At 63.1% G+C, this 24,423-nt stretch carries 24 protein-coding genes and 1 tRNA gene; 16 read left to right on the plus strand and 9 right to left on the minus strand.

Going from position 1 to position 24,423, the window contains the following annotated elements; translation table 11 throughout:
* The first annotated feature begins 167 nt into the window (after positions 1–167).
* The 3 genes from ABE528_RS23070 to ABE528_RS23080 all read left to right on the plus strand — a co-directional run bounded on the left by ABE528_RS23070 (position 168) and on the right by ABE528_RS23080 (position 1,213).
* A complete protein-coding gene (locus ABE528_RS23070; protein ID WP_346654149.1) occupies positions 168–416 on the plus strand; it encodes a hypothetical protein in 249 nt (82 codons plus the stop codon).
* A gap of 97 nt (positions 417–513) precedes the next feature.
* Positions 514–589, plus strand: a tRNA-Thr gene (locus ABE528_RS23075).
* A gap of 300 nt (positions 590–889) precedes the next feature.
* Positions 890–1,213, plus strand: a complete 324-nt coding sequence (locus ABE528_RS23080; RefSeq protein ID WP_346654150.1) for a helix-turn-helix transcriptional regulator — start codon at positions 890–892, stop codon at positions 1,211–1,213.
* 51 nt (positions 1,214–1,264) lie between these two features.
* On the opposite strand, the gene ABE528_RS23085 is transcribed toward ABE528_RS23080, so the two are convergent.
* Entirely contained in the window at positions 1,265–1,738 is a 474-nt protein-coding gene (locus tag ABE528_RS23085) for a transcriptional regulator (RefSeq protein WP_346654151.1), read from the minus strand.
* A 45-nt stretch (positions 1,739–1,783) separates the two neighbouring features.
* A complete protein-coding gene (locus tag ABE528_RS23090; RefSeq protein ID WP_346654152.1) occupies positions 1,784–2,320 on the minus strand; it encodes a type II toxin-antitoxin system HigB family toxin in 537 nt (178 codons plus the stop codon).
* Between the two features lie 61 nt (positions 2,321–2,381).
* Here ABE528_RS23090 and ABE528_RS23095 point away from each other — a divergent pair, with 61 nt between their 5' ends.
* Positions 2,382–2,582: a hypothetical protein gene (locus ABE528_RS23095; protein WP_346654174.1), complete on the plus strand. Its 201-nt coding sequence runs from the start codon at positions 2,382–2,384 to the stop codon at positions 2,580–2,582.
* Positions 2,583–2,655: 73 nt separating this feature from the next.
* On the opposite strand, the gene ABE528_RS23100 is transcribed toward ABE528_RS23095, so the two are convergent.
* On the minus strand, positions 2,656–4,935 hold the full coding sequence (locus ABE528_RS23100; RefSeq protein WP_346654175.1) for a TonB-dependent siderophore receptor: 2,280 nt from the start codon (positions 4,933–4,935) through the stop codon (positions 2,656–2,658).
* Positions 4,936–5,092: 157 nt separating this feature from the next.
* On the opposite strand from ABE528_RS23100, the gene ABE528_RS23105 reads away from it, so the two are divergent.
* From ABE528_RS23105 to ABE528_RS23115, 3 genes are all read left to right on the plus strand, one after another.
* The gene (locus ABE528_RS23105; RefSeq protein ID WP_346654153.1) at positions 5,093–5,812 is read left to right on the plus strand and encodes a response regulator transcription factor; all 720 of its coding nucleotides are present in this window, start codon (positions 5,093–5,095) and stop codon (positions 5,810–5,812) included.
* A gap of 1 nt (position 5,813) precedes the next feature.
* Complete coding sequence (locus ABE528_RS23110; protein ID WP_346654154.1) at positions 5,814–7,181, plus strand: ATP-binding protein; 1,368 nt, start codon at positions 5,814–5,816, stop codon at positions 7,179–7,181.
* Between the two features lie 102 nt (positions 7,182–7,283).
* Positions 7,284–8,954 (plus strand): FMN-binding glutamate synthase family protein, encoded by a 1,671-nt coding sequence (locus ABE528_RS23115; RefSeq protein ID WP_346654155.1) that lies wholly within the window; start codon positions 7,284–7,286, stop codon positions 8,952–8,954.
* Positions 8,955–8,984: 30 nt separating this feature from the next.
* Here ABE528_RS23115 and ABE528_RS23120 read toward each other — a convergent pair whose 3' ends face one another.
* From ABE528_RS23120 to aguA, 3 genes are all read right to left on the minus strand, one after another.
* The gene (locus ABE528_RS23120; RefSeq protein ID WP_152956856.1) at positions 8,985–10,274 is read right to left on the minus strand and encodes an OprD family porin; all 1,290 of its coding nucleotides are present in this window, start codon (positions 10,272–10,274) and stop codon (positions 8,985–8,987) included.
* 420 nt (positions 10,275–10,694) lie between these two features.
* Positions 10,695–10,892, minus strand: a complete 198-nt coding sequence (locus ABE528_RS23125; RefSeq protein ID WP_152956855.1) for a hypothetical protein — start codon at positions 10,890–10,892, stop codon at positions 10,695–10,697.
* A 183-nt stretch (positions 10,893–11,075) separates the two neighbouring features.
* A complete protein-coding gene (aguA, locus tag ABE528_RS23130) occupies positions 11,076–12,182 on the minus strand; it encodes an agmatine deiminase (RefSeq protein ID WP_346654156.1) in 1,107 nt (368 codons plus the stop codon).
* 453 nt (positions 12,183–12,635) lie between these two features.
* Here aguA and rfbC point away from each other — a divergent pair, with 453 nt between their 5' ends.
* The 5 genes from rfbC to ABE528_RS23155 are packed head-to-tail and all read left to right on the plus strand — an operon-like array spanning position 12,636 to position 17,746.
* Positions 12,636–13,178, plus strand: coding sequence for a dTDP-4-dehydrorhamnose 3,5-epimerase (rfbC, locus tag ABE528_RS23135; RefSeq protein ID WP_152956853.1), 543 nt, complete (start codon positions 12,636–12,638; stop codon positions 13,176–13,178).
* The gene (gene rfbD / locus ABE528_RS23140) at positions 13,175–14,035 is read left to right on the plus strand and encodes a dTDP-4-dehydrorhamnose reductase (RefSeq protein ID WP_152956852.1); all 861 of its coding nucleotides are present in this window, start codon (positions 13,175–13,177) and stop codon (positions 14,033–14,035) included. Before rfbC ends, rfbD begins: the two co-directional genes overlap by 4 nt.
* Before the next feature lie 38 nt (positions 14,036–14,073).
* The gene (locus ABE528_RS23145; protein ID WP_346654157.1) at positions 14,074–15,888 is read left to right on the plus strand and encodes an ATP-binding protein; all 1,815 of its coding nucleotides are present in this window, start codon (positions 14,074–14,076) and stop codon (positions 15,886–15,888) included.
* Positions 15,885–17,294 (plus strand): sigma-54 dependent transcriptional regulator, encoded by a 1,410-nt coding sequence (locus ABE528_RS23150; protein ID WP_152956850.1) that lies wholly within the window; start codon positions 15,885–15,887, stop codon positions 17,292–17,294. The genes ABE528_RS23145 and ABE528_RS23150 overlap by 4 nt, the downstream gene beginning before the upstream one ends.
* On the plus strand, positions 17,291–17,746 hold the full coding sequence (locus ABE528_RS23155; RefSeq protein ID WP_346654158.1) for a YiiD C-terminal domain-containing protein: 456 nt from the start codon (positions 17,291–17,293) through the stop codon (positions 17,744–17,746). The genes ABE528_RS23150 and ABE528_RS23155 overlap by 4 nt, the downstream gene beginning before the upstream one ends.
* Here ABE528_RS23155 and cysQ read toward each other — a convergent pair.
* Entirely contained in the window at positions 17,735–18,562 is an 828-nt protein-coding gene (gene cysQ, locus ABE528_RS23160) for a 3'(2'),5'-bisphosphate nucleotidase CysQ (protein ID WP_346654159.1), read from the minus strand. The two genes, ABE528_RS23155 and cysQ, sit on opposite strands and share 12 nt — an antisense overlap.
* Positions 18,559–19,125, minus strand: coding sequence for an ADP compounds hydrolase NudE (nudE, locus tag ABE528_RS23165; protein WP_015268611.1), 567 nt, complete (start codon positions 19,123–19,125; stop codon positions 18,559–18,561). Before nudE ends, cysQ begins: the two co-directional genes overlap by 4 nt.
* 64 nt (positions 19,126–19,189) lie before the next feature.
* Between nudE and yrfG the strand changes: the two genes are divergently transcribed.
* Positions 19,190–19,852 (plus strand): GMP/IMP nucleotidase, encoded by a 663-nt coding sequence (yrfG, locus tag ABE528_RS23170; protein ID WP_346654160.1) that lies wholly within the window; start codon positions 19,190–19,192, stop codon positions 19,850–19,852.
* A 50-nt stretch (positions 19,853–19,902) separates the two neighbouring features.
* On the opposite strand, the gene lysM is transcribed toward yrfG, so the two are convergent.
* Complete coding sequence (lysM, locus tag ABE528_RS23175; protein WP_152956845.1) at positions 19,903–20,340, minus strand: peptidoglycan-binding protein LysM; 438 nt, start codon at positions 20,338–20,340, stop codon at positions 19,903–19,905.
* Positions 20,341–20,518: 178 nt separating this feature from the next.
* On the opposite strand from lysM, the gene fdhD reads away from it, so the two are divergent.
* From fdhD to ABE528_RS23190, 3 genes are all read left to right on the plus strand, one after another.
* On the plus strand, positions 20,519–21,349 hold the full coding sequence (fdhD, locus tag ABE528_RS23180; RefSeq protein WP_152956844.1) for a formate dehydrogenase accessory sulfurtransferase FdhD: 831 nt from the start codon (positions 20,519–20,521) through the stop codon (positions 21,347–21,349).
* A 5-nt stretch (positions 21,350–21,354) separates the two neighbouring features.
* Positions 21,355–23,700: an FdhF/YdeP family oxidoreductase gene (locus tag ABE528_RS23185; protein WP_346654161.1), complete on the plus strand. Its 2,346-nt coding sequence runs from the start codon at positions 21,355–21,357 to the stop codon at positions 23,698–23,700.
* A gap of 214 nt (positions 23,701–23,914) precedes the next feature.
* On the plus strand, positions 23,915–24,391 hold the full coding sequence (locus ABE528_RS23190; RefSeq protein ID WP_152956843.1) for a glycine zipper domain-containing protein: 477 nt from the start codon (positions 23,915–23,917) through the stop codon (positions 24,389–24,391).
* Positions 24,392–24,423 lie beyond the last annotated feature (32 nt).

Below are 24,423 nucleotides of genomic sequence, written 5' to 3' on the forward strand. Positions count from 1 at the left end.
ACAAAATCACCACGGTCCCTGTAGAAACGGGTTCACCCTCGAAGAGGCCCGACGGTGTATCATCCGCCCCCCAAATCATTAAAAAGCTACGTCGCACGCTGCCCGCCAGCCCTGCGACCGTCTGGCGTTGCGCCAGAATCGACAATGGACTAACGGACTAAACCATCGTGACCCAAGCCAAATCCCTTGCCCTGCTGGCTTTCACCCTGACCCTGGGCGCCTGCGCCAACAGCCCTGCCCCACACCCTGCGAGCAACCTGGACTGGAACACCCCCGGCATGCAGCTGGGCGGCGACAACGGCCTGCCCCTGCGCGTCGACAGCCCCTGCCGCAAGCGTGGCTGCGACAACGACAAGCTGTTCTTCAACCCTGGAAAGAACGAGCCGAGCGTCAACACCATCCATCGCGGCTGGTAAGAAAATATCCTTTTGGGCCGGTGACTTAGCCTATTTTCACGCTTTCGCAAGGAAGTGGTTTACAGGCGCCAACCGATCGTTATAATGACGCCCCATTGCCGGTATAGCTCAGATGGTAGAGCAACTGACTTGTAATCAGTAGGTCCCGGGTTCGATTCCTGGTGCCGGCACCATACGCAGTATCAAAAAAGGCTCACCGAAAGGTGGGCCTTTTTTGTTTTCAGCGTGCTGGCCGGTCGGTGCCGAATGGTAAAGCGGATAGCCTGGGCTCGCTGCGAACGATGTGGGAGCCGGCTTGCCGGCGATCGGCTGCATAGCAGCCCCAGCAATCTTGACCGACACAGAAATCGAATTCCCAGATCGCCAGCGCAGCTCAAAGGCAAGTGTGTCGCCCAGAGAAACGCTTTGACTTACAACCCATGGGCCGCTACGATTTTATCGTAAATTTTAGATATTCCTAATGAGGCCAGCCCATGGCACTTCAATTCCACGAAAGCCCCTTCCATGTCACCCATGATGCCGACACAGCCAGCAAAATGGCCTTGAAGATGGACTTGTCCATCTTCATCACGGACTGCATCAAGAAAATGGGCCTCAAGCAGCATGATGCTGCGGTCCGGCTGAACGTGACCCAATCGCGCATCTCCGAGCTGGCCAATGGCAAGATCGAGAAGTTCACGCTCGACGCCATGATGGACATGCTCGACAGGCTCGGCTTTCGCACCAGCCTGACCCTGCCCTCGAACGATGCCGGCCCCCCACCGCAGATCGTCATCTCACAAGCGTCACAGGCGTAGACCGATATCAAGAGGTTCAACAAACGGTACGCTTTTTAACTTGCCGAGCGCTTAAACCACACCGTGCATGAAGAACTCGACCGGCACATTAAAAAATTCAGCAAAACCCTTGATCTGGGCAACTGTCATTTTCCGCTTGTTATTCAATATCTCCGATACCGCACTCTGGCTCACAATCGCGGCCAAATCTTTCTGTTTCACATCGCGGTCCGACATCAGAAATTGCAATGCCTCTGATTGAGTAGCGAAAGGAACCAGTACCGTTTCACGCTCGTACTCATACACGCGGTCCGTGACCATTACCGCAAAGCGAGCGGCAGCATGCTCTTCGCTGTCAGCATGGGAGTAAAGTTCATCGATCAACTTCATCCGCACCTGTAGATCAGCATCATCCTTTACCGGATCGTGACAAGCAGCCAGCAACTGAGCCAGCGTCGTGGCCTGCTCGTTGAGGCCAGCAAGCAAGGGTGAAATATTAGCGATGAAGGCATCCAGCCCAGCGGCTTCGACTTTATCACGCTTCATTGTGTCACCTTTAAATTCGTCAATTATAGACAACCAAGCATCAACCTACTTCACATCGCGCTTGCACCACTTGTCGTATTCAGCGTGCGACAGAATGGCCTTGATATAGAGGATGCCTGAGGCACCGTTGATCCAAGCAACAATCCTGCACTCGGTTTTCTTGATATCAAATATATAGATATCCAGTGGCCCCTTCTGGCTTGCGGGCTTCAACTTCGAGTGAGGGACCCGATCAACGTTCCACCCCGATGCGGTTAACCACGTCTGCCGGAGCTGCTCAAAAGACTCGAAGCGCAGGCCGGCCCTGTCAAACGTGTTTAGCCACAAGCTCAAAGGGGCCTTCCATTGAGCATGGGATTCGATGGCTTTTGTCACCGCCGCTTTGGTAATCACTCGCATTTTTCTTGTTCCGGCGTCCCAACCAGATAAGAAAATATTGCATATCCAGATATCTGTCAACCAGATATCTGAATATGCGATATTTCTCCGAGTAGCAGCAAGCGCGGCTCCCATCGTGTATGCACGAGCCTCGGGAGGCGCCGTGCGACGAGCGGCGAAGATCGAAAATCCGCAGGTGGGCATAATGGCATCGCGACCTACCCCCTATCCGCTTATTCAATCCGCCATTGCGAGCGCCTCTGTAATGAATGCCGAAATCCGTTACTCGATCATCCTGGAGCACAACGCTGAAGTGCTGCTTGCCAATGCCTCCATGGCGCAGGTCGAGGCATTCTGGGATGCCAACGACTCCCGTTACTTCGGCTTACGCATGGAAGACTCATGCGGCGCGCATGTGCGAGTAATGGTTACCGATGACATGCCAGATGAAGAGGCTGTGCTATAGCCCCCGTTGCTTGTTCATAGCCTGCTGGGTATCCCCTGCCCTGGCAAAGGGGCCGCTTTGCGGCCCCCATTGCTCAGAACGCAGTGCTGACGCTCAGCGACATGTTGCGCGGGTCACCGTAAATCGCCCCGGCATAGAACCCGTACTGGGTGTAGTAGTGCTTGTCGAACAGGTTGTCGACATTGAGGCTCACCGTGGTGTCATCCGTGAGCTGGTACTTGGCCATGGCATTCCAGATCGCATAACCGGACCAGTTCACATCAGTTGAGCCCGCGCTCACGCCATTCACCGGCTGCCCAGCCGGGCTGGAAATCGCGCGGATGTTGGTCTGCGCCTTTACTCCCGCACCCAGGGTCAGGCGGTCCAGCGGGCCAGACAGCCGATAGGTGGTCGAGGCCTTGAACAGGTGCGACGGGTCACTGCGCCCGTCGCTGTCGACGCGGCGCAAGTGCAGGTAGGTGTAGCCGGCATAGACGTTCCAGTTAGGCGTCAGCGCACCTGCAATTTCCAGGTCGATACCGTCAGTTTCCTGGCCCGTGCCGGCCTTGTAGGCATCACCACCGGTCGGCGTGGTCAGGCCGTCGTCGAGCACCGCCTTGTTCTGCTGCTTGGTGCGGAAATACGCCGCCGAGGCGTTCAGGCGCCCATCCAGCCACTCGCCCTTGATGCCGGTCTCGTAGCTCTGGCCCCGAATCGGCTCGACCTTGGTACCGCTTTCGGTCTCGGCCGTCTGTGGGTTGAAGATGTCGGTGTAGCTGGCGTACAGCGAGTAGGTGTCGTTGAGGTCGTACACCGCGCCCAGGTACGGGGTGACGATGCCGTTGTTCTGCTGGTTGCTGCGCACGCCGGCGACACTGTTGGTGGTTGCCGAATAATCAGTGGTGCGCACGCCGACGATCACCGACAACGGGTCGGTGATGCTCAGGCGGGTTGCGGCGTACATGCCCTGCAGGCGCGTGGTGGTCTTGGTGTGCAAGCCAGTGCGCGAGGCGATCATGTCGTAGTCGTTGTCCACCCCGTCGTGCCAGTCCGTGACCGGGAAACCGTTGTTGGCGCGGAACTGGCAGCCTACCGAAGGCGCACTGATGCGGTCATTGCCGACCATGGTGCAGGTGTACTGCGGCGACCAGGCCACGGTGCGGCTGTCGTTGTAGCCGACCATCGCCTGGTGGGTACGGCCAAACAGCTGGAACGGGCCGGACAGGTCGATCTGCGCCGACTGTTGGGTGGTGTCGCTGGAGCTGTGCAGGCCGTTGAGCACGGCGCCGCTGCCATCCTGGTCCCAGTAACCGCCGTAGCTGCCACGGCCAGCCGAGTTGACCTTGGCCAGGCCACGGTGGTTGAGCACTTCGGCAGTGCTCTGGGCGGCCTTCAGGTCCAGGGTCCAGTCGTTGTCGAAGCGGTGCTCCAACGAGCCGAAGGCGGTGCGGGTGGTGTACTCGCCAAAGCTCCAGCTCGGCACCACGTTGGTGCTGCGCGGCAGGTCGGTCTTGCTGCCGTCCTTGTACCAGATGGGGATATTGGCGCCCCAGCCACCGCCGACCACCTTGTTGTATTCGTACTGGTAACCGGCGCCAATCGTGGTGGCATCGTCGATGTCGAACGCGAAGTTGGCCAGGGCCGCACGCGAGCGTTCGGACTGGTTGTCGCGGAACGAGTTGGAATCGCCCTGGGTCATCACCAAGCGCGAACGCAGGCGGCCGTCTTCGGACAGCGGCAGGTTGAGGTCGGCGCCCAGGCGGCGTTTGTCCCAGCTGCCGTAGGTAGCGTAGGCGCTGCCGCCAAAGGTCCGGGTCGGTGCCTTGCGGATCAGGTTGACGGTGGCCGACGGGTCGCCAGTGCCGCCGAGCAGGCCGTTGGCGCCGCGGACGATGTCGATGCGCTCGTACAGGTCCATGTTCAGCGCGTTGCCGCCACCGCTGAAGTCGGAACCGCCCTGAAATTGCAGGCCGTCAACCTTCCAGTTGCTGATCGAGTAGCCACGGGCACGGAAATCGGTGCGCCCACCCACTTCGGACTTGGTGGCACTCACGCCTGGCGTGGTGTCCAGCGCCTGTTCGATGGAGCGCACATCGCGGTCGTCCATCTGCTGCCGGGTGATGGTGGTGACCGACTGCGGCGTCTGCCGTGGCGTAAGCTTCAGGCCGGTGGAGCTGCGGGTGCTTTCTACCGTGTAGCCGAGCTGGCCGGTGTCATCTGCGGACACCAGCGCACTGTCCTCGATCTGTGTGGCTTCCAGCTCCAGGGGCTGGCTTTCGGCAGCCAAGGCGCTGCCACTGATGGCGACGGCAACGAAGAAGGCAAGCGGGTGCTGGCGGCTACTACCCCGGACAACAGCAGTGAAGTCGTTCATGGCGATCGTGGGATTCATTTGGGAAGGCTTCGTATTTGCAGATGATTTTTTGTTACGATTCTAGGGATCCGCCCTTTGGGCTCCATACCCGGCTTGTACGGGGATGTAATAGAACGTAACGAGCGCTGCCGGCCCTCCCCGAACAGGTGTTTTCCCGATGAGCACGACCTTGCTGGTTGTCGACGATGACGACGAGATCCGCGAACTTCTTTGTGATTACCTTACCGATGCCGGCTACACCGTACTGGCGGCAGCAGACGGTGAAGGCATGCGCGAGCAACTGGCTACGAGCAAGGTCGACCTGGTGGTGCTCGACGTGATGCTGCCTGGCGAGGACGGCTTGAGCCTGTGCCGCCAGTTGCAAGCGACGCCGGGCCTGGCGGTGATCATGCTGTCGGCCAAGGGCAGTACGCTGGACCGCATCATCGGCCTGGAAGTGGGCGCCGACGACTACCTGGCCAAGCCATTCGAACCGCGCGAACTGATCGCCCGCATCAAGGCGGTGCTGCGCCGCCCGCAACGCCTGGATACCCCGGCCGAGGCAGCCGCTGCCCCAGCCGAGCGTTTCGCCGGGTTCAGCCTCGATCACGTCAAGCGCCTGCTGACCCGCCCCGACGGCACAACCCTCACCCTGCCCCGCTCCGATTACCGGGTGCTGCGTGAACTGCTGGAAGCCAACAACCGTGTGGTCTCGCGCGATCAGCTGACACGCAGCGCGTTTGGCCGCGACCACCACCCCGATGACCGCTCGGTGGACATGTGCATCAGCCGACTGCGCCAGCAACTGCGCCGTGCGCCGGCCAGCGACATCCAGATCCTGACCATCCGCAACGAAGGCTATCTGCTGAGCATCGCCCGTGCCGAGGCAGGCGGCTGAAATGCGTTGGCTCCGCCGCCTGTGGCCGCGCACGCTGTTTGGCCAGCTGCTGCTGATCATGGTCAGCGGCACGCTGGTGATCCAGTTGATGTCGAGCAGCATCTGGTTCGATGTGCGTTTCGCCCAGGTGCTCGAGGCACCGATCCGGCTCATGGCCGCGCGCAGCGCGCCGCTGATTGCGCGGGCCGACTGCCACACGGAACAGTTGCAGGTGCCGGTGCACTATCAGCTGCGCTGCGCCGAAAGCGAACCCACGCAACAGCAGGATCAGCGGCGCGGGCACCGGCGCGTCGAACTGCTGCTGCAGCAGGCGCTCAAGTACGAACTGGGCCATGCCCAGGAGGTGCGCCTGCTGAGGGTGCAACTGACCGATGAACAGGGCCAGCCGATCGTCTGGCGCAGCCTGTTCGGCCTGCGCACGGCCCAGGCACATATCCAGTTCGCCGTGCCGTTGCCCGACGGCCATTGGCTGAGCATCGACGGCCAGGAACTGCAAGGCTGGAGCGGCGAGTCGGCGTGGGTGCTGATCAGTGACTACCTGCTGCGCGTCTATGCGCTGCGCATCGTCGCCGTGCTGCTGGTCTGCCTGATCGCGGTGCGCCTGTGCCTGCGCCCGTTGCGGCGCCTGGCCGACGCGGCGCGCGGGCTGGGCAGCAACCTCGAGCAGCCGGCACTGGCCCTGGACGGCCCCGAGGAAGTGCGCCAGGCCGCGCTGGCCTTCAACGCCATGCAACAGCGCCTGATCGCCATGGTCAACGACAAGGCCTACTTCCTGGCTGCCGTGTCCCACGACCTGCGCACCCCGCTGACGCGCATGCGCCTGCGCCTGGAGCGGCTGCCAGACGACGAGCAGCGCGAACGCCTGCGGCAGAACATCACCCAGATGGACAACATGATCGGCCAGGTGCTCGACTACCTGCGTGCTGGCGAACAGCAGAACCTCCAGCTGGTCGACCTCGACCGGCTGGTGGCGCGGCTGTGCGTCGACCTTGCCAGCAGTGCCGAGCCCTTGCCTGTGCACGGCAAGGGCGGCAGCCTGCGGGTCGATGCCCTGTTGCTGCAACGCTGCCTGCAGAACCTGGTGGTCAATGCCCTGCGTTATGCCAGGGAGGTTTCGGTGACCCTGGAAACCGCCATCACCGGCGTGTACATCCATATCGACGACCGCGGCCCCGGCATCGCGCCGGGCCTGCTGGCCACCATCAGCGATCCGTTCGTGCGTGGCGAAGGTTCGCGCAACCAGGCGTCCGGGGGCTATGGGCTGGGGCTGAGCATCGCCCAGCGCATCGCCAGCAGCCATGGCGGCGAACTGCTGCTGCGCAATCGTGAAGGCGGCGGTTTGCGCGTCAGTGTACTGCTGCCTCGGTGATCCAGCCCCGCGTTCAGGTAATAGTCTTTTACCAAAACCCCAGGTTTTCCAAACCTGCGGTTTGCCTATCCTAGGCCGCGTCATCCAGCCTGCGATGGACCCATGAAAGACTCGCTCCCCAGCCGTTATGCCTGCCTGGCCCTGTGCCTGCTGTTCACCTTCGCCAGTATCCCGTTCCTTGCCCAGCACAGTTGGCTCTGGCCGCTGACGGTGGTTACCGCCCTGCTCAGCCTGGTCGGCCTCAACGACCTGCGCCAGAGCCACCACGCGGTGCGGCGCAACTACCCGATCCTGGGCAATATCCGCTACCTGATCGAGACCATCCGCCCCGAAATCCGCCAGTACCTGATCGAAGGTGACGACGACAAGCTGCCGTTCTCCCGCTCGCAGCGTTCGCTGGTATATGCCCGGGCCAAGAACGAGAGCGCCGAGAAAGCCTTCGGCACGCTCAACGATGCCTACAAGCCTGGCTTCGAATTCATCAGCCACTCGATGCTGCCGGTCGCCACACCCGACCCGGCATCATTGCGCATTGCCATCGGCGGGCCGCAATGCCGCCAGCCCTACTCCGCGTCGATCTTCAACATCTCGGCCATGAGTTTTGGCGCGCTCAGTGCCAACGCGATTGCCGCACTCAACCAGGGCGCACGCCTTGGCCGCTTTGCCCATGACACCGGCGAGGGCAGCATCAGCCCTTACCACCGCGAGCATGGCGGCGACCTGATCTGGGAAATCGGCAGCGGCTACTTCGGTTGCCGCACCGAAGACGGCGGTTTCGACGCGCAACGCTTCGCCGAGCAGGCACGCAGCCCGCAGGTGAAGATGATCGAAATCAAGCTCAGCCAGGGCGCCAAGCCCGGCCATGGCGGGATTCTGCCGGCACACAAGGTCAGCCCGGAAATTGCTGCCACCCGCGGTGTGCACGTGGGCGAAGACTGCATCTCGCCGGCCGCGCACAGTGCGTTCCGCACCCCGGTGGAGCTGCTGCACTTCGTCGCCAGCCTGCGCGAGCTGTCGGGCGGCAAGCCGGTGGGCTTCAAGTTCTGCCTGGGCCACCCGTGGGAGTTCATGGGCATCGCCAAGGCCATGCTGGTCACCGGCATCACCCCAGACTTCATCGTCGTCGACGGCAAGGAAGGCGGCACCGGCGCGGCGCCTCGGGAGTTCAGCGACAACATGGGCGTGCCGATGCGCGAAGGCCTGATGTTCGTGCACAACACCCTGGTCGGCCTGAACCTGCGCTCGAGCATCCGCATCGGCGCCGCGGGCAAGATCGTCAGCGCCTTCGATATCGCCAGCGTGCTGGCCATCGGCGCCGACTGGGTCAACTCGGCCCGTGGCTTCATGTTCGCCATCGGCTGCATCCAGTCGCAGAGCTGCCACACCAACAAATGCCCGACCGGCGTCGCCACGCAGGACGCCCTGCGCCAGCGTGCACTGGTCGTACCCGACAAGGCCGAGCGGGTGGCCAGCTTCCATCGCAACACGCTGCATGCCCTGGCCGAAATGCTCGCTGCCGCAGGGCTGGAGCACCCGTCGGAGCTCAAGCCCAAGCACCTGGCGCGGCGTATCAGCACCAGCCAGATCAGCCTGTTTTCCGACCTGCACCAATTCCTCAAGCCTGGCGAATTGCTCAGCGGCTCGATCGAAAGCGAGTTCTATGCGCGGATGTGGCGGATGGCGCGCAGTGACAGCTTTGCGCCGGAGACAGGCGAGGTAGCGGGCGCACCGGTATCGGCCAGCGTGCACCGCAAAGAAGCAGCCCCGGCATAAGCCGGGGCTGTTCGGGACGCTCGGTCAGGATCAGAAGATGCTGATCGGGTACTCGACGAATACGCGGACTTCGTTGCCGTCGTCGTTGTAGCCGTTCTGCTGTACCGCGTTGTTGGTACGCAGCCAGGAACCACGCAGCTTGACCGACAGGTCCTTGGCCGGGCCGTCCTGAACGACGTAGCGCAGCTGGTTGAAGATTTCGCGCTCTTTACCTTCGCCGAAGCCGTGGGTGTTGATGTTGTCACCCGCCACGTAGGCGATCTTGTAGGTCAGGCCCGGCATGCCGAAGGCGCCGAAGTCCAGGCCGTAGGCGAGCTGCCAGGAGCGCTCGTCTTCGGCGTTGAAGTCGGACCAGTAGGAGTTGGCCAGGTAGATGGTCGAACCACCGTCACCCACGCCACCGCGGTCCTGGTACCAGCCGTAGTTGTAGCCGGTGCTGCCGGTGCTGCGCTGGTGCGCCAGGGTCACCGAGTGCGGGCCGAAGGCGTAGGTGGCCGCCAGGCTCCAGATGGTGTTTTCGTCACCGGTCAGTTCGGCTTTCTGGACGTACTTGCTGTTGATGTCCGACTTGTAGCCGTTGAAGTCCAGGGTCAGGGACTGGTCTGCCGCGATCGGGAAGACGTAGTTCATGCCCAGGTAGTGCTTCTTCATCACGTCTTCGATGTTCGACGTGTAGGCGGAAGCGGTGAAGTTGTCGGTGAACTTGTAGCTGCCACCGAATACGTCGATCGACTTCAGGTGGCCGCTGTCACGACCTTCGGCGCTCTTGCGCGCTTGCTCGGTGAAGTGACCGGCGTTCAGCTCCAGGCCTTCGATCTCCTTGGAGGTGATGAAGGTACCGGTGTAGCTCTCGGGCAGCAGGCGGCTGTCGTCGTACTGCAGAACCGGCAGCTCAGGCATCATGTCACCGTACTTGAGCACGGTGTTGGAGACGCGAAACTTGATGGCAGCGCCACCGCGGGCCAGGTTGTGCGGCGAATTGGTCGGCGCGGTGTCGCTGGGCTTGAAGAAGTCGATGCCGGCCCCGCCATTACGGCCTTTGCCACCATCCAGGCGCAGTGCATACAGGCCGAAGGCATCAACGCCCACACCTACGGTGCCTTGGGTGAAGCCGGAGGAGAATTTGCCGATGAACGCCTGGCCCCATTCGCTCTGGTCGTTCTTGCCGTGCTTCTTGTCACGGTTGATGTAGGCGTTGCGCAGCAGAACGTTGGCGTGGCTGTCCTCGAGGAAGCCCTTGCTGTCGGCCTGATCGTTGGCCTGTGCCTGGGTCGCGGCGATCATCGCCAGGGCGACCAGGCTGATCCTGGTTTTCAACATGTTGTTTTCCTTATTTCCAAATCAAAAACGCTTTGCACTATTACGCCAGGAACCAACGCCCCTTCGTAGGTTCGACGCTATGCGGATCCGAACTGAAAGGCCCGCCGATCATGGGATGGCGGGCTTTTCGCAGCAGCATGGCCATGGGTGGCCAGCAAGCGTTGGCCGAATCCTATCCGTGTGCGATTACAAATGTCAAAAAGTCGTGAATTGCAGGTTGATATGACCAAATTCGAGGAATGACTTGGTGCATTTCCATGCATGTTTGCCAATACGAAAGGCAATTTCTCTTTTGTAGGATTGGCCCTCTTGACCTAACAGACAAATCCCGGCGAACCCTTGCAACGGCTTGCCAGGTCACAAACGAAAACGCCACCGCAATAGCGGTGGCGTTCTTGATGGGGCGGGCTCCTGCCCTGGTCAGTGCCAGACCCCCAGCAGCGCATCCAGCTCAGCGTCGCTGATCAGCCCTTGAGGATAGCGGCCGTCAAGCAGACGTCGTGGGTCGGTCGTCCTGACCCGTTTGCCTCCATGGTGTTTCAACCACTGCGCCACAACCCTGAGCGAGTGGTGATTGACTGCCGATGGGCGCAAAGCCGTCTCACTTGCTGCGTTCATGTCCACACGTACTCCCTGGGCCCGTGAGCGGCTAATTTACGTCTTGATTGTTACAGGACGGTGTGCCCGGCCTGCCTGGGTAACTCCCTGAAAAACAATACAAAACGTATGCCATGCAGCCTTCCGGATATCGTCGGAGCAAAAAAAACCCGTCATCTGACGGGCTTTTTCGTGTGGCAGCTATCAGCGCTTGAACGGTGCCGGCTGCTGCTGGGTCAGGCAATGGATGTTGCCACCGCCAAGCAGCAGCTCACGGCCCGGGATCATCACCACTTCGTGGCCCGGGAAGACCTTGGCAAGAATCGCTCTGGCCTGCGCATCTGCCGGGTCATTGAAGCTCGGTGCAATGATGCCGCCGTTGACGATCAGGAAGTTCACGTACGAACCGGCCAGGCGCACCGACGGGTCGCGCTCCTGGCTGCCGGCCACCTGATCGACACCGGCGCATTCTTCTTCTGTGGCAAACAGCGGACCAGGGATCGGCATCTTGTGCACCACAAACTCGCGGCCTTTGGCATCACGGGTGTTTTTCAGCACCTCGTAGGCGGCGTGGCAACGGGCGTAGTTGGGGTCGTTGGAATCATCCGTCCAGGCCAGTAACACTTCGCCCGGGCTTACGTAACAGCAGAAGTTGTCGACGTGGCCGTCGGTTTCGTCGTTGTACAGGCCATCGGGCAACCAGACGATGGTTTGCACCGCCAAGTGCTCGCGCAGGGTCTCTTCGATCTGCTCGCGGTTCAGGTGTGGGTTGCGGTTGCGGTTGAGCAGGCACTCTTCGGTGGTGATCAGGGTGCCTTCACCATCGACATGGATCGAACCGCCTTCCAGCACGAAGCCTTCGGTGTGGTAGCGCTGGCAGCGCTCCATTTCCAGCACCTTGGCCGCCAGTTCCTCATCGCGGTTCCACGGCGCATACAGGCCACCGTCGAAGCCGCCCCAGGCGTTGAAGCCCCAGTCCACACCGCGCACTTCACCGTGGTCGTTGATCACGAAGGTCGGGCCGGTGTCACGCACCCAGGCGTCATCGTTGCTGATTTCCACCACACGAATGTTCGGCAGGTCGAGCTGACGACGGGCGTTTTCGTACTGACCGGCGGAAACGGCTACCGTTACCGGCTCGAAGCGGGCAATTGCCTTGGCCAGGGTGACATGGGCCGCCTGGGCTGGTTTGCCGCCCAGGCGCCAGTTGTCCGAGCGCTCTGGCCAGACCATCCAGACCTGGCTTTGCGGCGCCCATTCGGCGGGCATGTGGAAACCGTCGGCGCGGGGGGTGGAGTTGAGGGTTTTCATGGGTAACCTCTGCAAAGGCACTAGGCCGATGGTCGATGGATAGCAAGTGAATGTGACATTTCCGACGGTGCAGGATGCCGGCGGCATTTGGCTAATTTATAACCGATACATATCGACTTTAGAAGCCTAAAATACGATTAATGATTGATAAATTTCTACTTTTGACCGATATCAATCGACAAGTGGTCAGCCAAGATCAATCGGGTATCGACGTTCGATATAATTGTTTGGCGCAGGCTGCACCAGCATGCCAAAAAGCCTCAAGATGAAACCTGTTTCATCTTTCTGCTTGAAAAGCCGAGCTTGTGGCCGATAACCCGGTGCAAAGATGAAATCGACAGGTGGGCTCGTGCTGGCTCACCGCCAGCCGATCTAGGCTCAGTTTGCCAAGGCGGCGGACTTAGAGCGGACCTTTCAAGGTCGGACCTTCAGCACACTGACCGAAGAATTTCCATGAACATCATAGCGACCGAGATACCCGACGTAGTCATCATCGAACCAAAGGTCTTCGGCGACAGCCGTGGCTTTTTCTTCGAAAGCTTCAATGCCCGCGAATTCAAGAAGCAGACCGGGTTTGACGGCCATTTTGTCCAGGACAACCATTCGCGCTCCCAGCGCGGCGTGCTGCGCGGCCTGCATTACCAGATCGACAACCCTCAGGGCAAACTGGTGCGCGTGGTGCAGGGCGAAGTGCTGGACGTGGCCGTGGACATCCGCCGCAGTTCGCCGTACTTCGGCCGCTGGGTAGCCCGGCGCCTGACCGCCACCGACCACCTGCAGTTCTGGATTCCACCGGGGTTCGCCCATGGCTTCCTGGTGCTGAGCGAAACAGCCGACTTCCTGTACAAGACCACCGATTATTACAACCCTGCCGCCGAGCGATCGATCCGTTGGGACGACCCTGACCTGGCCATCGACTGGGGGGTGGAGAACCCGACCCTGTCGGCCAAGGACCAGGCGGCCGTGCGGTTGAAAGACGCGGACCTGTTCCCATGAAAATCCTCGTCTGTGGCCACCATGGCCAGGTCGCTCAGGCGCTGCAGGCGCAATTGAACGGGCTTGGCGAAGTGCATCTGCTTGGCCGCGATCAACTGAACATGGCACGGCCCGAGGCGCTGCGCGAACCACTGCGACGCCTTGCCCCGCAGCTGATCATCAACGCCGCCGCCCATACCGCGGTGGACCAGGCCGAAAGCGAAGCCGACCTGGCCTTCGCGATCAATGCAGAAAGCCCACGGGTTCTGGCCGAAGAGGCGGTGCGCCTGGGTGCGCCGCTGATCCACTACTCCACCGACTATGTCTTCGATGGCGAAAAGGCCTTGCCCTACACCGAGCTCGACCACCCCAACCCGCTGGGGGTCTACGGCCGCAGTAAACTGGCCGGGGAGCAAGCCATCACCGCAGTGGATGGCGAACACCTGATTTTGCGCACCAGCTGGGTCTACTCGCTGTACGGGCGCAACTTCCTGCTGACCATGCAACGCCTGCTGCAGGAAAAACCGCAGCTGCGCGTGGTCAGCGACCAGGTCGGCGCCCCCACCTGGGCCACGACCATCGCCGTCGCCACCCGGGAACTGATCGAGCGCTGGCAAGCCGGGCGGCGCGGCGCCTGGGGCACCTATCACCTCACCGCCCAAGGCGAAACTTCCTGGTTCGGCTTCGCCCAGGCCATCGGCGAGCAGCTCAAGGCGCGCGGCCTGCCCTGCGCCGAGCTGCTGCCGATCCCCTCCAGCGAGTACCCGACCCCAGCGCGCCGCCCGGCCAACTCACGCCTGGACTGCTCGCGCCTGGCCCGTGAGTGGGACGTACACCTGCCGCACTGGCACCAGGCACTGATCGACTGCCTCAAGTAGCGCATAATTGCGCCAGACCCTTCTGGCGCATGTACGCGATGATTGCAAAACCCACGCCCCCTCGCCGTCCCCGCTGGCGCAGCCTGGCCCTGCTGGCCCTGTGCCTGGCACCACTGCTGTGGCCACTGCACCATCTGGCCGAGCGCTACTATCAGGACGAACTGGCCTCGCAGAACCGCCAGACCCTCGACCTGTACGTCGCCAACCTGCTCGGCACCCTGCACCGCTATGAAACCCTGCCGCAGATCCTCGGCGACCTGCCGGCACTGCGCGGCGTGCTGGCCGACCCGTTCCGACTCGAAGCGGTCACCAATGCCAACCGCCTGCTCAAGGACATCGTCCAACAGACCGGCGCCGAGGTGATGTACCTGATGGACGTCAGCGGCAATACCCTGGCCGCCTCCAATTGGGACAAGCAGGACAGCTTCGTCGGCCGTAACTTCTCGTTCCGCCCGTACTTCATCGAAGCCATGGCCGGCCACCTGGGTCGCTTCTTCGGCCAAGGCACCACCTCGGCCAAACGCGGCTACTTCTTCGCTGCCGCCGTGCGCGACCGCGAACGCATCGTCGGTGTGCTGGTGGTCAAGGTCGACCTGGACCACACCGAAACCCTCTGGGGCCGTACCCCCGAGCAATTGCTGCTGACCGACCACAACGGCGTGGTGATCCTCACCTCGCGCCCCGAATGGCGTTTTCGTGCCACCCGTGAGCTGACCGACGCCGAGCGCCAGGCGATCATCGCTATCCAGCCCTACCCGACCCAGGCCCCGCAGCCGCTGACGCTCAACCAGGACGCCTGGCTCACCCAGACCCGCGATATCAAGGAAACCGGCTGGCAGGTGAGCATCCTTGCCCCACGCTCGCTGGTCGATCGCTCGGTGCAGACCGTAATGGCCATCGGCGCTGGCGCACTGCTGGTGCTGATGCTGTTCGCCGGCCTGGTGATGCAGCGGCGCCGCCACTACATCGACCGCATCGACTTCGAGGCCCGTGGCCGCCAGGAGCTGGAGTCACGCGTGGCCGAGCGTACCGCCGCCCTCGAAGGCCTCAATGCCCGGCTCAAGAGCGCCGTGCTGGAGCGCGAGAACGCCCAGCAGGAGCTGGTGCGCGCCCAGGACGAACTGGTCCAGGCCGGCAAGCTGTCGGTGCTAGGCACCATGTCGGCGAGCATCAGCCACGAACTCAACCAGCCCTTGGCGGCGATCCGCAGCTACGCCGAGAACGCCGAAATCCTGCTCGACCACCAGCGCACCGAGGACGCCCGCGGCAACCTCAAGCTGATTGGCGAACTGACCGGGCGCATGGCTTCGATCATCGCCCACCTGCGCGCCTTTGCCCGTCGCGACCGCCACGCCCCGGAAAGCGTAGCCCTGCAGCCAGCGCTGGATGATGCGCTGGCCCTGTTGGCCAAGCGCCGCCGGGCAATGGCCGTGGAGCTGATCCGCGACCTGCCCGAAGCCACCCTGTGGGTGCAGGCCGGCGAAACCCGCTTGCGCCAGGTGCTTGGCAACCTGCTGGCCAACGCCCTCGACGCCCTGACGGAAAAGGCCAACCCGCGGCGCCTGTGGCTGAGTGCCGAACAACGCGATGGCTACGTCTACCTGTACATTCGCGACAACGGCCCGGGCTTCAGCCGCCAGGCCCTGGAGCACGCCAAGGAGCCGTTCTTCACCACCAAGACCCGCACCCAGGGCCTGGGCCTGGGCCTGGCCATCTGCGAAAGCCTGATGCGCGCCCTGGGCGGTGAACTGTTGCTGGCCAACCACCCTGAAGGTGGCGCCCTGCTCACCCTGCAACTGCGCGTGGCCGCACCCGGCGCTACTTTGCCCACTTCGGAGGACCCCTCGGCATGACGACCGAGCCTTACATCGACAGCCAGGCCCAGGTGATCCTGGTCGATGACGACCCACACCTGCGCCAGGCCCTGAGCCAGACCCTCGACCTGGCCGGGCTCAAGGTCGCCGCCCTGGCAGATGCCCAAGGCCTGGCCGAGCGCATCGAGCCTGATTGGCCGGGCGTGGTGGTCAGCGATATCCGCATGCCAGGCATCGACGGCCTGCAACTGCTGGAGCAGTTGCACGGCCGCGACAGCGAGCTACCGGTGCTGCTGATCACCGGCCACGGCGATGTGCCACTGGCGGTGCAGGCGATGCGCGCGGGCGCCTACGACTTCCTGGAAAAGCCCTTCGCCAGCGACGCCCTGCTCGACAGCGTGCGCCGCGCCCTGGCCTTGCGCCGCCTGGTGCTGGACAACCGCAGCCTGCGCCTGGCCCTGAGCGACCGTCAGCAACTGGCCACCCGCCTGGTCGGCCACTCACCGTCGATGCATCGCCTGCGTGAACAGATCGGCGCCCTGGCGGGTACCCGCGCCGATGTGCTGATCCTCGGCGAAACCGGCGCCGGCAAAGAGGTGGTCGCCCGCGCCCTGCACGACCTGTCCAGCCGTCGCGCGGGCCCGTTCGTAGCAATCAATGCCGGTGCACTGGCCGAGTCGGTGGTCGAAAGCGAGCTGTTCGGCCACGAGCCGGGCGCCTTCACCGGTGCGCAGAAGCGCCGCATCGGCAAGTTCGAGTTCGCCAATGGCGGCACGCTGTTCCTCGACGAGATCGAGAGCATGAGCCTGGACGTGCAGGTGAAGCTGCTGCGCCTGCTGCAGGAGCGGGTGGTCGAGCGCCTCGGCGGCAACCAGCTCATCCCGCTGGATATCCGCATCATCGCGGCCACCAAGGAAGACCTGCGCACCTCTGCCGACCAGGGGCGCTTTCGCGCCGACCTCTACTATCGCCTGAACGTGGCACCGCTGCGCATCCCCCCTTTACGCGAACGCGGGGACGACATCCTGGTGTTGTTCCAGCACTTCGCCGATGCCGCCAGCCAGCGCCATGGCCTGCCACCCCACAGCCTGCAACCGGCCCAGCGGGCCATGCTGCTGCGCCATGACTGGCCGGGCAACGTGCGCGAACTGCAGAATGCTGCCGAACGTTTTGCCCTGGGCCTGGAGCTGGCCCTCGATGAGCAGGCACCCGCTGCTGCACCGACTGCGGCGCCAATCCTGCTGGGCAACCTCAGCGAGCAGGTCGAGCGGTTCGAACGCTCGCTGATCGCCGCCGAACTGGCCCAGCCCCACAGTTCCATGCGCAGCCTCGCCGAAGCCCTCGGCATCCCGCGCAAGACCCTGCACGACAAGCTGCGCAAGCACGGCCTGCATTTTGAAGGCGGTGCCAGCGGCAGCGACGACCACGAGGAAAACCGCCCATGAGTTCCGATAGCCAATACCTGCAGTCCGTGCTGCACGGCGACATTCCGCTGACCCGTGAAATGGGCCTGGAAGTCATCGATTGGCAAGCCCAGACCCTGCGCCTGCAACTGCCGCTGGCGGCCAACGTCAACCACAAGAGCACGATGTTCGGCGGCAGCCTGTACTGTGCCGCGGTACTGGTGGGCTGGGGCTGGCTGCACCTGCGCCTGCGCGATCTGGGCATCGATGACGGGCATATCGTCATCCAGGAAGGCCAGATCAGCTATCCGCTGCCGGTGACCGGCGCGGCGGTGGCGCGTTGCGCAGCACCGGACGAAAAGGCCTGGGAGCGGTTCCTGACGATGTACCAGCGCCGTGGCCGGGCCCGGCTGACGCTGGCGACCACAGTCAGCAACGCTGGCAGTGATGAGCCCGCCGTCACCTTCAGCGGGCAGTATGTGTTACATCGCTGAGGCGAGCTGGATCAGCGCCTGGCGCCAGCTGGCGGCACCGGGCAGGGCCAGGAAGAACGGATTGAGCAACGACTCACGGGCCGGGTAGCGGAACGGCTGGCCATCCAGACCAATCACCTCGCCCCCGGCACCTTCCAGCACCCCCTGCGCCGCCGCCGTATCCCATTGCGAAGTCGGCGCCAGGCGTGGGTAGCAGTCGGCGCTGCCTTCGGCCAGCAGGCAGAATTTCAGCGAGCTGCCGATATTCGCCAACTCCAGCTCACCGACGGCAGCACTCAGATCCGCCAGCAGCGCCTCCTGTTGCGGGCTGGAATGACGACGGCTGGCCACCACGGTGAAACGGCCACCGGCAGGCGGCGCATTGCGCACGTGAACAGGCAGCGCCTCAGCAGCCCCTTCGGAGCGCCATGCGCCGAAGCCACGGCCACCGAAATAGCAGCGCCCGTTGGTCGGCATCGACACCACGCCAAACACCACCTCGCCGTTCTCGACCAGCGCGATGTTGACGGTGAATTCCTCACTGCCGGCGATGAACTCCTTGGTGCCGTCGAGCGGGTCAACCAGCCACCAGCGGCTCCAGCCCTGGCGCTCGGCCAGCGGGATATTGCAGTCCTCTTCGGAGAGCACCGGAATCTGCGGCGCCAGCGCCAGCAAGCCATCGGCAATGACCCGATGCGCCGCCAGGTCGGCAGCCGTCACCGGCGAATCGTCGGCCTTGTTGGTCACCGCCACGTCGGCGCGCCAGAACGGCAGGATGGCCTCGCCGGCCTGCTGGGCGAGCTTGACCACTTGGTGCATCAGTTGCAGGTCGTTCATGCTTCGAGCAGCCCCCGCTGGATCAACAGGTCACGGGCCAGGTACAGCGCCGCCAACGCCCGCCCCTCGGTGAACTGCGGGTGCATGGCCAGGGCTGAAAGCTCGCGCAGGTTAACCTTGTCGACCCGCATCGGCTCCGGCTCGTCGCCCTCCAGGCGCTCCTCGTAGAGGTCGCTGGCCAGTACCACCTGGATCTTCTGGCTCATGTAGCCCGGTGACAGCGACAGCTCGGTCAGGTGCTCCAGCTGGCGAGCGCCAAAGCCGGCTTCTTCCTTGAGCTCACGGTCGGCGGCGGCCAGCACGTCCTCACCTGGCTCGATCAGGCCCTTGGGCAGCGACAACTCGTATTCGTCGGTGCCGCCGCAGTATTCCTCCACCAGCACCGCGTGCTCGGCGTCGAGCATGGCCACGATCATCACCGCGCCGTAGCCGTTGCCACGGCCAACCAGGCGCTCATAGGTGCGCTCGTTGCCATTGCTGAAGCGCAGCTGCACGGCCTCGACCCTGAACAGGCGGCTGCTGGCGACGATTTCGCGACTGAGGACGGTGGGTTTCTGGCGCATGGGGCGGCTCCTTGGCGTGAACGGGTTACTATACCGTGGCTTGCCGACTGATCGAGAGTTTCCCATGCCTGTTCTTCCCTGGTCTGCCATCGATACCGTCCTGCTGGACATGGACGGCACCCTGCTCGACCTGCACTACGACAACCGCTTCTGGCTCGACCACCTGCCCCAGCGCTACGCCGAGCTGCATGGAGTCAGCCGGGCCATGGCGGAAATGGAGCTGCAGCCACTGTTCGAGCGCAATGCCGGCACACTCAACTGGTACTGCCTGGACTTCTGGAGCCGCGAGCTGAAACTGCCGATTCGCGAGCTCAAGCGCGAAATCGCCGACCTGATCGCCCTGCGGCCCGATGCCGACACCTTCCTCGCGGCCATCCGCAAGGCCGGCAAGCGCGTGGTGATGATCACCAATGCCCACCGCGATTCACTGTCGCTGAAGCTGGAGCGGGTGGAACTGGCGCCGTATTTCGAACGGCTGATCAGTTCGCACGATTACGGTTTCCCAAAGGAGAACCCGCAGTTCTGGGATGCCTTGAAGGCGGATATCGGCTTTGATCCGCAGCGCAGCCTGTTCATCGATGACACCTTGGCCATCCTGCGCAGTGCGCGGCGGTTTGGCGTGGGGCATCTGTTGGCAATACGCCAGCCGGACAGCAAGGCGCAGCCGCGCGATACCGAGGAGTTCGCGGCGGTCGAGGACTACCGGGATTTGCTGGTAGGCCTGTAAGGGCCTCTTCGCGGGTAAACCCGCGAAAGGGCCGGGACGGCAGATAGAGATCAGTCAGGAATGCGCAGCACCTGCCCCGGATAGATCTTGTCCGGGTGCTTGAGCATCGGCTTGTTGGCCTCGAAGATCTTGTTGTAATCGGCCTTGCCATACGCGACCACCGCAATCGCTGACAGCGTGTCGCCTTTTTTCACGGTGACGAACCTGGCCGCCGCCACGACCGGCCCGGTCACGGTGATCTGGTCATCGACGCTGGCCACCCCGGCGATGTTGCCCGCGGCAAGGATGATCTTCTCTTTCTCCTCCTGGCTGGCCACCTCGCCCTTGAGGGTGACCTTGTCACCCTCTACAGTGGCCGAGATATTCGGGTTGCCCAGGCCGACACTTTCCACGTGTTTCTTCAACTGCTCCTCGGCGTTGGCATTGCCGGGAGTCAGCAGGTCGATCAACTTCTCGCCGGCTTCCTTCACGAAACTGAACAGGCTCATGACGCGCTCCTTGTTGACGTAAACCTCGGAGCCAGGAGTCTAGGCCATGATTGCCCCGCCCGCCCCACTGCGACCAATCGACGCGGTCTATCAAGGCATAGAGCCTAGCGATTAGACGCGACCGGCCCACAAGCCTAGGCTTGATGCTATCAAACAGCCGCCGGTAGTCAGCCTCCCGATGCAAAGCAAACCTCCGGTCTGCGCGGCCTCCATGCCTCTGGCCCTGCCCGCCGCCAGCAACACCTACGACTACGTCCAGCTCAGCGACGGCCAACGCGCCTGCACGCCGCTGGCCGAAGAAGTCGCCCTGGCCATTGCCTACAACGGCCTGAACCAGGCGGTGATGCTGGTCAGCCCCACCGACCTGGAAGACTTCGCGGTCGGTTTCAGCGTCGGCAGCGGCATTGTCGAAGGCACTGCGGAGATCTATGACCTGAAGCTTTCCGGCAGCGGCTCGGCGATGTATGCCGACCTGGAGATCTCCAGCCGTGCGTTCTGGAACCTGAAGAACCAGCGCCGTCAGTTGGCCGGTACCAGCGGCTGCGGCTTGTGCGGGGTGGAAGCCCTGGAACAGGCGCTGCCGGAACTGACTGCTCTGCCGGGCGCTCCGTTGCCGCCGGCGCAATGGCTGGCAGGCCTGCGCGAGCGCATCGATGCGTTCACGCCGCTGGGCCAGCACTGCGGTGCCGTGCACGCGGCGCTGTTCATGAACGCCCAGGGCGAACTGCTGATGGGCCGCGAAGACATCGGCCGGCACAACGCCCTCGACAAGCTGATCGGCGCCCTGCTGCGCCAAGGCATCAGCACCGAAGGCGGCCTGGCGATCGTCACCAGCCGCTGCAGCCTGGAGCTGATCCAGAAAGTGCTGCGCGCCGGCATCCAGACCCTGGTCAGCCTCTCGGCGCCCACCGGCCTGGCCCTGCAATGGGCGCGCAAGCACAACCTCAACCTCATTCATCTGCCCAAACACAGTGCACCGCGGGTCTACAGCCCAGCGGCGGAGTCGTAACAGTCGTGACCTCGTACCAGCAACTCCCGGACAACGCCCCAGCCTCCACCCCTCGCTACCAGCCCTACCACGGCCCCGCCGGTGGTTGGGGCGCGCTGCGCAGCGTGGCCAAGGCCTGGGTCGGCAGCGACAACGCGCTGAAGAACATCCGCGCCCTGCTCAAGACCAACCAGAACGGCGGCTTCGACTGCCCCGGCTGCGCCTGGGGTGACTCGCCCGAGAGCGGCATGGTCAAGTTCTGCGAGAACGGCGCCAAGGCGGTCAACTGGGAAGCCACCAAACGCCGTGTCGATGCGGCGTTCTTCGCTCGCTACAGCGTCAGCGCACTGCTGCAACAGAGTGACTACTGGCTTGAGTACCAGGGCCGCCTGACCGAGCCGATGGTTTACGACCCACAAAGCGACCGCTACCAGCCGATCGCCTGGGATGCCGCCTACGCCCTGATCGCCCGTGAGCTGAACAAGCTGGCCACCCCCGACCAGGCCGAGTTCTACACCTCCGGCCGGGCCAGCAACGAAGCGGCCTACCTGTATCAGCTGTTCGTGCGCGCCTATGGCACCAACAACTTCCCCGACTGCTCGAACATGTGCCACGAAGCCAGCGGTGTGGCCCTGGGCCAGAGCATCGGAGTCGGCAAGGGTACTGTCACCTATGACGACTTCGAGCACGCTGATGCGATCTTCGTCTGGGGTCAGAACCCAGGTACCAACCACCCTCGCATGCTCGATCCACTGCGCGACGCGGTGAAACGCGGCGCCCAGGTGGTTTGCGTCAACCCGCTCAAGGAGCGTGGCCTGGAGCGCTTCCAGCACCCGCAAAACCCGTTGGAAATGTTGACCAACAGCGACCGCCCGACCAACACGGCCTTCTTCCGCCCGGCACTGGGCGGCGACATGGCGCTGCTGCGCGGCATGGCCAAGTTCGTCTTGCAATGGGAGCGCGAAGCCCAGGCCAACGGCGAGCCGGCAGTCTTCGACCACGTGTTCATTGCTGAGCACGGCCACGGCGTGGAGGAATACCTGGCAGCGGTGGACGCCACCTCCTGGGAACACATCCAGGCACAATCCGGCCTGACGCTAGCCGACATCGAGCTGGCTGCCCGCATGTACTGCCGTGGCAAGCGGGTGATCATGTGCTGGGCGATGGGCATCACCCAGCACCGCCATTCGGTGCCGACCATCCAGGAAATCGTCAACCTGCAGATGCTGCGCGGCAACATTGGCGTGCCGGGCGCCGGCCTGTGCCCGGTACGTGGCCACAGCAACGTGCAGGGCGACCGCACCATGGGCATCAACGAGCGCCCGCCAGTGGCGCTGCTCGATGCCATCGAAAAACGTTTCAACTTCCCGGTGCCGCGGCATAACGGCCACAACACCGTGGAGGCGATCCACGCCATGCTCGATGGCCGTTCGAAAGTGTTCATCGGCCTTGGCGGCAACTTCGCCCAGGCCACCCCGGACACCGAACGCACCGCGCAGGCCCTGCGCAACTGCGACCTCACCGTGCACATCAGCACCAAGCTCAACCGCAGCCACCTGATCCACGGCAAGCAAGCGCTGATCCTGCCGTGCCTGGGCCGCACCGATATCGACCTGCAGGCCGACGGGCCGCAGGCCGTCACCGTGGAAGACTCGTTCAGCATGGTCCACGCCTCCAATGGCCAGCTCAAGCCGCTGTCGACCCAGATGCGCTCGGAGCCTGCCGTAGTTGCCGGTATCGCGGCCGCTACCTTGGGCAAACACCCGGTGGACTGGCACTGGCTGGTGGCCGATTACGACCGCATCCGCGACCTGATCGGCGACACCATTGCCGGTTTTACCGACTTCAACCAGCGCCTGGCCCTCCCGGGCGGTTTCTACCTGGGCAACAGCGCTGGCAGCCGCCAGTGGAAGACCACCACAGGCCGCGCCAACTTCAAGGCCAACCTGCTGCCCGACACCCTGATCGACGAGCGCGTTCGCGCCAGCGGCCAGTTGCCGGACCTGATCATGCAGTCGATGCGCTCCCACGATCAGTACAACACCACCATCTACGGCCTGGACGACCGCTACCGCGGCGTGCGCGGCCAGCGCGAGGTACTGTTCGCCAACGAGGCCGACATCATCCGCCTGGGCTTCCAGCCTGGGCAAAAGGTCGACATCGTCTCGTTGTGGGGTGACGAGCATGTGCGCCGTGTGCATGGCTTCACATTGCTGGCCTTCGATATCCCTGCGGGGCAAGCGGCGGCGTACTATCCGGAAGTGAACCCGCTGATTCCCCTGGAAAGCATCGGCGACGGCAGCCATACGCCGACCTCCAAGTTCGTTGCCATCAAGCTGGAACGCGCCCGGGACGACGGCCGAATCCTGTAAGCAGAAGTGCCCCGGCAAAAACGAAAAAAGCCCTGAACCGCGAGGTCCAGGGCTTTGTCACAATAAGCTCAGACAAGCGAAAATAGACAAAGTTTCATAGCAAATACAGTAAGTTAGAGAATTGTGTACAACTCGTGTTACTCGTCGGATTTTCGTTGCCAGCCGCCCGCCTTAGCCTCAAATTCGCCCTCGTCATCCCTATGAGGCTTTCTCGATGAAGAAGTACTCCTCGATTCTGTTGTTGTCTTTCAGCTTGCTCAGCGGCGTTGCCATGGCAGGCGGCACCACCGAGGCCGGCATTGGCGGCGCATTGGGTGGGGTACTGGGCTCAGTCGTGGGCCAGTCCATCGGCGGTAGCACTGGCGGCACCATCGGTGCTGGCCTGGGCGGCGCTGCCGGTAGTGCCGTAGGTGCCAACAAGCACCAGCGTGGTGAGGCTGCCATCGGTGGCGCATTGGGCGCCGCAGGCGGTAACGCGGTAGGTCGCTCGATGGGCGGCACCACCGGTAGCTACATCGGTGCAGCCGCTGGCGGCGGCGCTGGTGGTGCACTGGGCAACTACATGGGCAAAGAAGCCGATGAAGAAGATCGCCATGACGACCGTCGCTACCGTCGTGACTACGACGACCGTCGCCACTACGACCGTGGCCGCCACTATGGCCACCGCAAGCACCGTCACTGGCGTGACTGATACCTGAGGCTCAGCCCACAGGTAAAAAGAGC

It is taken from the genome of Pseudomonas sp. TWI628, assembly GCF_039673865.1.
Classification (GTDB): Bacteria; Pseudomonadota; Gammaproteobacteria; order Pseudomonadales; family Pseudomonadaceae; genus Aquipseudomonas.

Coding starts and splice junctions, on each gene's coding strand:
- ABE528_RS23080 (WP_346654150.1), top strand. CDS start 890: ATGGCACTTCAATTCCACGAAAGCCCCTTCCATGTCACCCATGATGCC.
- ABE528_RS23085 (WP_346654151.1), bottom strand. CDS start 1,738: ATGAAGCGTGATAAAGTCGAAGCCGCTGGGCTGGATGCCTTCATCGCT.
- ABE528_RS23090 (WP_346654152.1), bottom strand. CDS start 2,320: ATGCCCACCTGCGGATTTTCGATCTTCGCCGCTCGTCGCACGGCGCCT.
- ABE528_RS23095 (WP_346654174.1), top strand. CDS start 2,382: ATGAATGCCGAAATCCGTTACTCGATCATCCTGGAGCACAACGCTGAA.
- ABE528_RS23100 (WP_346654175.1), bottom strand. CDS start 4,935: ATGAACGACTTCACTGCTGTTGTCCGGGGTAGTAGCCGCCAGCACCCG.
- ABE528_RS23105 (WP_346654153.1), top strand. CDS start 5,093: ATGAGCACGACCTTGCTGGTTGTCGACGATGACGACGAGATCCGCGAA.
- ABE528_RS23110 (WP_346654154.1), top strand. CDS start 5,814: ATGCGTTGGCTCCGCCGCCTGTGGCCGCGCACGCTGTTTGGCCAGCTG.
- ABE528_RS23115 (WP_346654155.1), top strand. CDS start 7,284: ATGAAAGACTCGCTCCCCAGCCGTTATGCCTGCCTGGCCCTGTGCCTG.
- ABE528_RS23120 (WP_152956856.1), bottom strand. CDS start 10,274: ATGTTGAAAACCAGGATCAGCCTGGTCGCCCTGGCGATGATCGCCGCG.
- ABE528_RS23125 (WP_152956855.1), bottom strand. CDS start 10,892: ATGAACGCAGCAAGTGAGACGGCTTTGCGCCCATCGGCAGTCAATCAC.
- aguA (WP_346654156.1), bottom strand. CDS start 12,182: ATGAAAACCCTCAACTCCACCCCCCGCGCCGACGGTTTCCACATGCCC.
- rfbC (WP_152956853.1), top strand. CDS start 12,636: ATGAACATCATAGCGACCGAGATACCCGACGTAGTCATCATCGAACCA.
- rfbD (WP_152956852.1), top strand. CDS start 13,175: ATGAAAATCCTCGTCTGTGGCCACCATGGCCAGGTCGCTCAGGCGCTG.
- ABE528_RS23145 (WP_346654157.1), top strand. CDS start 14,074: ATGATTGCAAAACCCACGCCCCCTCGCCGTCCCCGCTGGCGCAGCCTG.
- ABE528_RS23150 (WP_152956850.1), top strand. CDS start 15,885: ATGACGACCGAGCCTTACATCGACAGCCAGGCCCAGGTGATCCTGGTC.
- ABE528_RS23155 (WP_346654158.1), top strand. CDS start 17,291: ATGAGTTCCGATAGCCAATACCTGCAGTCCGTGCTGCACGGCGACATT.
- cysQ (WP_346654159.1), bottom strand. CDS start 18,562: ATGAACGACCTGCAACTGATGCACCAAGTGGTCAAGCTCGCCCAGCAG.
- nudE (WP_015268611.1), bottom strand. CDS start 19,125: ATGCGCCAGAAACCCACCGTCCTCAGTCGCGAAATCGTCGCCAGCAGC.
- yrfG (WP_346654160.1), top strand. CDS start 19,190: ATGCCTGTTCTTCCCTGGTCTGCCATCGATACCGTCCTGCTGGACATG.
- lysM (WP_152956845.1), bottom strand. CDS start 20,340: ATGAGCCTGTTCAGTTTCGTGAAGGAAGCCGGCGAGAAGTTGATCGAC.
- fdhD (WP_152956844.1), top strand. CDS start 20,519: ATGCAAAGCAAACCTCCGGTCTGCGCGGCCTCCATGCCTCTGGCCCTG.
- ABE528_RS23190 (WP_152956843.1), top strand. CDS start 23,915: ATGAAGAAGTACTCCTCGATTCTGTTGTTGTCTTTCAGCTTGCTCAGC.